4 protein-coding genes are annotated in these 5,551 nt (G+C 58.6%); all 4 read right to left on the reverse strand.

The annotated features are described in order from the left end of the window. On the reverse strand, window positions 1-3,313 hold a 3,313-nt coding region (cas3f, locus tag ACOCD2_RS11430; protein WP_419625698.1), incomplete at its 3' end, for a type I-F CRISPR-associated helicase Cas3f. Beyond that, window positions 3,310-4,287: a type I-F CRISPR-associated endonuclease Cas1f gene (gene cas1f, locus ACOCD2_RS11435; RefSeq protein ID WP_293648551.1), complete on the reverse strand. Its 978-nt coding sequence runs from the start codon at window positions 4,285-4,287 to the stop codon at window positions 3,310-3,312. The genes cas3f and cas1f, both read right to left, overlap by 4 nt. A gap of 352 nt (window positions 4,288-4,639) precedes the next feature. Beyond that, the gene (locus ACOCD2_RS11440) at window positions 4,640-4,957 is read right to left on the reverse strand and encodes a HigA family addiction module antitoxin (protein ID WP_293675498.1); all 318 of its coding nucleotides are present in this window, start codon (window positions 4,955-4,957) and stop codon (window positions 4,640-4,642) included. 11 nt (window positions 4,958-4,968) lie between these two features. Then, window positions 4,969-5,259: a type II toxin-antitoxin system RelE/ParE family toxin gene (locus ACOCD2_RS11445; RefSeq protein ID WP_293650719.1), complete on the reverse strand. Its 291-nt coding sequence runs from the start codon at window positions 5,257-5,259 to the stop codon at window positions 4,969-4,971. Window positions 5,260-5,551: the final 292 nt, after the last annotated feature.

Below are 5,551 nucleotides of genomic sequence, written 5' to 3' on the forward strand. Positions count from 1 at the left end.
GGTGCTCTTCGTGGAAGCCCAGAGCAGGGTGATACCGCCATTGAATTTCTTGGTCCCTGCTTTCCCGCAATTCGATAACACCAAACTTTCGCGCACATTCAGCGCTATCCATGTCCATTCGATCCGCCAGCCCTTCGAGAGCCGCCTGGTAATCCGTCTGGCCAAACAGTTCGATGGCCGGGCCGGGATCAGTGTCAGCGGCCTCCAACAGCAACCTGCCACTGTGGTCGGTGGCGGGCCCGTATTTTTCGAAACGCATGAGGGTCAGTTCATGGCCATCGTTCACGCCGAGGTAGTAGCGGGTGTACTTGAGCTGATCGTCACGGAAGGGTGCCATCCGTTGCAATTCACCGCTGAGGTGGGCCCGTGTGCGGTACCAGCGGGTGACCTGTGTTTTATTGGTCAAATCATCAATTTTCTCGATACCCATCAGCACCCTCAGTTGTGCGTGTTCCAGGTCGGCCAAATTGTCGCGGGGCTGCAGGGAGGCTCGTTCGAGTATGCGGGGGCTGGCATCAATGCGCGCCAGTTGTTCATCGGTGATCAGATCGTTGAGGTCGTGGCTGTTTAGCAGCGCAGCATCCGATCCGGACAGCCCGGTTTCGAAGCCGGGACGGCAAAAAGCCGGTTGGCTCATGCCTTTGCGCAGGTGGGCGATGTTGGTTTGCATCAGGGCGATATTGGGTTCCTCCGATGTGGGTGGATCCCGGTGGCGCCGTACCCGGCCGGCGAGCTGAATCAGAGAACGGATGGAAGAAGGTTCGACGATGGCCCAGTCGTAGTCGTGGTCGCGACCAACCTCGGCCACCGGGCTGGCCAGGATGATGAACAGCTGATCCGGCTCGTCGTGCCGGTCCAGCATGGCGCGAATTTCCGGTTGTTGGAACAGGCGGGCGTCGCCTTCTTCGCGCTTGAGCAGGCGATCCAGCCTTTCTTCAATAGCGGCGCGCATCAGCAGTGGATGGCGGGAGTGATAGACGCAGAGGTGGATACGCTGGTTCGTGCAGGCACCCAGCCGCAGCAGCTCCCGGGCGGTGGCGATGATGTCCCTGATGTGAGCCATGCGGATCAGGCCGCAGCTCAGACGTTTGCGGGTTGTCGGATCAGAGACATGATGATTTTTGTGCAGTTTGGCCGCGGTATCCCGCAGAATACCGGCCCAGGTGGGATAGATTTCTTCCCTTGGAGACGGGGCAGGAATAGCCACCGGCTGAATCCATGCGCGGCGTTTCTCTTGCTCCCCTGCCAGCTTGTGCAGGCGTTTTTCCACGAACGAGTGATGGTGGGCGGAAAAGGTTTCGGTGTCGGGACAGTCCTCAGCCGTGCAGCCGAATTCATCGAACCAGGCGCACACAGGGTTGACTGTCCGGCCCGGCTCGCCCCGGTTCTGCTGAAAGACGCTTCTGCCGGCGCGCCAGGCATCATACAGGCCCTGTACCAGCGCGGGTGGCAGGGTGGCAGAAGACAGCAGGACATTACTGCCCAGCATCCCGACCCAGTGAACCAGACGGGTCAGTGCCGGCAGGTCATTCAGATCGAAGTCATCGGCTTCGTCCAGCACCAGGTCGGATGTCAGCAGGCGCAGCATAGGCGCGATCTGATGCCCACCACGGGTGCTCTCGGTGGCGGGCATCAGGTGGTCAATGGTGCTGATGAGGATAGGGGCTGCCAGGAGTTTTTGCGCGTCCGGGGATTTTTTCAGCCATTGGGCCAGTGGCCCGTCTTCCAGGCTGCCTTCGTAGTGGACAAAGCTGTTGTCGTCGAGCAGGTTTTCCAGGGATTCGCTGCCTCGGTCAGCGGTCTGAGGGACTTTATCCGGCTGACGCTGTTGCGCGTGTAACTCGCGAATGGCACGCCCGCCGACCAGAACCGCCATGTCCTCCGGTCCCAGTCCGAGGTGATCACGATAGGCGTCGCCTGTCTGAAGTGTCAGCGTCCTCAGGCCGAGAGCAATATTGAAGCGCGCGCCCTGTTTTGGCTCTGCCAGGGCATACAGGATGCGCCCGTTGGCAAAGGTCTTGCCCATGCCAGTGGAGGCCATGTTGATGCCGAAAAAGCCATATTCCCGCGCCCGTTGGCGAATGCTGGCTGCCAGATCGTAGGCCTTGTTCTGCCAGGTGAAGCGGTGGATCAGTGTGCGACGGGTAAAGCCCTTGTGGCGGGCAATGCGGGAAACCTGCCGGTTCAGCCGCGGCAGTTGCCAGAGCAGACGGGAGGCGTGGGCTTCTACCCCCAGCAGGTGTTCATCCAGCCGTTGCTTGAGCTGGCCGTTTGCATCGGTGTTGGCATAGAGTGGGTGGTCGCGGTCGCCATAACCTGGCTGGGCGGGCAAACTGGAGTAGTAGTGGTCTGCCAGCATCAGGCCAAGTCGGGCCAGGTGCAGGGCGTAAGGGTTGTCCAGCCAGTTGTCCGCGAACAGCCTTTCGTGTTCCAGCATCCGGCGTGCAAAGCGGGCGGTGCGTTTACGCCAGGACTGGCTGTCAAAAGGCGTGCCTTGGGGGAACTCCCAGCATTGTTCTTTCAGCTTCTGGTAGTCCCTGTCTTTTTCGTCCTGCCGTTTGGGGCGTTCGCCACACGACCCCGCCTTCAGGTTGGCTGGCAGGCATTTGAGATCTTTTTCTCTCGTTCCCCCGCGGTCAGGATCGGCGGGCAGCCGGTGATGACTCAGGATAAGCCAGCCCACCGCCTGCGCCAGGGGCGGAAACTTTTTCATGGGTGGTGGCGAGGGTTTGTCGATGCCGTCGCGGAGGATGTCTTTCGGTAACTGCTCCGCTTTTTCGTCACTCAGGTTTTTCAGTCGCTCCAACCATGTCTTATCATTCTGTGCGTCGCCCACACATGCCTGAAAAAGGCGCAGGGAGACCCACTCGTGGCGATAGACGTCGGCAATAGGTTTGGTGTCCTGCAGTTTCTGCTGAAAGGCGCAACAGGCCTTACCAAGGTCGTGCATCAGTGCCGCCAGGGCGGCAAGCAGGCGAATGCCCTCACCGCTGAGCCAGTCGTCCTCGTCTTCCGTGCGTAATACATTCCGTTGAGTGGCGTTGGTGGGTGTGCCGCCCCATTCATTGAACTGACGAGTGTCACCCACGATCCACAGAAGTTCGCTCCGGTTGTGACCGCGTATCCAGAAACAGGCGACCGCCGTGTTCTTTCGGGCTGTCTTTCGCAACAGGCGATGCAGGGTCTTGAGCCCCGCCAGAGTAATGGGGGTCTGCCAGCTTCGGTTGCCGCGCCGCTCCGCAAACTGATCGAGGATGCGCCGGGATTCCTTGAGCGCCCGTTTGCTGCATTGGGAAACCAGTATCACGTTCACCCGGTGGCCTCCCCCTGTCGGTGAGCAATCGCTTTGAGCACGTCGATAATGGTGTCCAGTGCCCCGGCCTGGGTGAGCGCTCCGATACAGGCCTGGCGGAATTCGCTTTCCTCATGGCCGGCCATGGCCGAGAGGAATGCCTGCGGCAGGATCAGGGCGTCCTTGATGAGGTCAGCAGCATCAAACACCAGCCCGCCACGGCGGGTCTTGCCGTGCAGTACGGCCAGACCATGAGGCAGACCAAGCACCCAGCAGGCAGTGGCACCCAGGCCATAGGCCAGATAATTGCCGTGATCAAGGAAGCGGTTGGCCGGATCCGTGCCGCCGCCGCGCTTGGCACGGGTGAATTCACCATAGCCGGTGGTGACCACCGCCAGCCTGAACAGTTGCTTGGTCAGGCGGGCCTCGCTGATGAGCAGATCGTTGACATCGCTGGCCTTGTCGATCTGTTGTTCCGCTTGTTGCAACAGTGTCTCCAGCCGGGCGTCATCCACCCCGAAACCCTGATCGCGCAGGCGACGATGCAACCAGTGGCGTCGAATCTGATTCAGGCGGGTATGCTGGATGTCCTGGGCCGCCTGCAAGCGCTGTTCATCGTCAAACCAGAAACGCACCCAGGCTTGCAGGTACGCCGTGGGCCTGTACTCACTCTGGGGAGAGAACCAGAGAATGTCCGTGTCCCGCTCGGTGGCGCTGAACAGCGGGGTGCCGCCCCCGCCACAGAAGCCGACCAGAACACCGGCCCTGGCCAGCTCCCGCATGGCTGCCTGGGTGATGGAGGTGCCCGTGCCGAGCAGCAAAGCTGTAGTATTGGCGATGGGAATGTTCCAGTAAAGCGAGCGCTTGCCTTCGTCGGTGACATATTCGACGCGGCCACCATTGACCAGCACACGGCATTTCTCCAGATAGTAGAGATTGGCGCGTTTTGAGTGGAGTATGGTTTTGAGGTCTGATGCTGTGATATCTTTTTCCATAAACGCCCTAAAAAGGCCGGAGGTTTATCCGGCTGATGAAGAAGATGGGATGTTCTTCAGTGCGTCGTCCGCGGTTTCCCAGCCCACGGCGTCACCGATCTGCCACCACACGGCGACCAGATTGGCGCAGGCCTCGAACCAAGCTCGGAGGCCCGCGAGGCGGGGGGCACTGTTACCTGCCAGTAGGCGCCCGCGTTTTTTACGGTCCGGGTGCGTATCAGGGCGAGCTGGATTGGGACTGGTGCGGACCCCGTCAACACCCGTTCACCGTCCAAGTTCCGGGTGTTCGGCCAGATTTTCGTTGCCGTTGGGGCAGGAATTTCTCATTGGCAGTCATTGATCATCTATTTGTCTAGGCGGCCACCAAAGGCCTTGCGTGTTCCAGTTTCTCAGCCAACACTTCATTGTGCTGAGCAAGCCACATGTCATTCATGAACTGGAGATTCAGCCAAAACTCCGGAGTAGTGCTCAGAACCTTTGCCAGCAAAAAAGCGGTTTCCGCCGTTACACCGCGACGACCACCACAAAGTTCGTTGACGGTTTTTCGGCCTACGCCCATCGCTTTTGCCAGTTCGCCCTGGGTGATCCCCAGAGGATCTAGAAATTCTTCTTTGAGCATAGAGCCCACGCTGGTAGGTTGATGGGCAGGAATTTTCAGTGCTTCAACCATGGTTTCACCTCTTACCTATACGTATGGGGATCCAGATAGACCCCGTTAGCTTTGCCTGCATTCCACTGGAATATCAGACGGTATTGTTTGTTCACGCGGATCGAGCACCAATCCTTTAGCTTTCCCTCCAAATGCTCAAAGCGGTTACCCGGTAGTACTCTTAAATCCTGCTCGCCGTGAGCGGCATGGATAATATCGAGCTTACGCTTTAGCGCACTCTCGAGGGTGCTGGGGATGTTGGGTGACTTAACACCACGAAAGTAGTAGTCATCCAGCCATTGATCCCGGAACGTCTTAATCATGATCAATTGTATCCTGTATCGCTACATGTTATAAGCCGGTTTTATTGTTTGGTTAAAGGCGTGTCTCACTAGAAAATTTTGATCTAAATTTTGAAATGCGCACCCTCATGGTCAGAGGTCAACCAAAGGCCGGGCTCACTGCCAGTCCATCGGATTGAAGCCAAAAAATCAGGCTCCTCAGCAGAATTTGTGGGTAGCTGAGGTGGGTTTGAGGCAAATGATCAGGTCTGTCCTGTCGGGGTGTGAAGGGCACATTATTCAGGAACCCGGGAAACCCGACCGCGACAACAAC

Source organism: Thiolapillus sp., from assembly GCF_048562965.1.
GTDB classification, from domain to species: domain Bacteria; phylum Pseudomonadota; class Gammaproteobacteria; order Chromatiales; family Chromatiaceae; genus Thiolapillus; species Thiolapillus brandeum_A.

Bases quoted from the DNA above. Each gene is read 5' to 3' on its own strand.
- ACOCD2_RS11445 (WP_293650719.1), bottom strand. From the start codon at position 5,259: ATGATTAAGACGTTCCGGGATCAATGGCTGGATGACTACTACTTTCGT.
- cas1f (WP_293648551.1), bottom strand. From the start codon at position 4,287: ATGGAAAAAGATATCACAGCATCAGACCTCAAAACCATACTCCACTCA.
- ACOCD2_RS11440 (WP_293675498.1), bottom strand. From the start codon at position 4,957: ATGGTTGAAGCACTGAAAATTCCTGCCCATCAACCTACCAGCGTGGGC.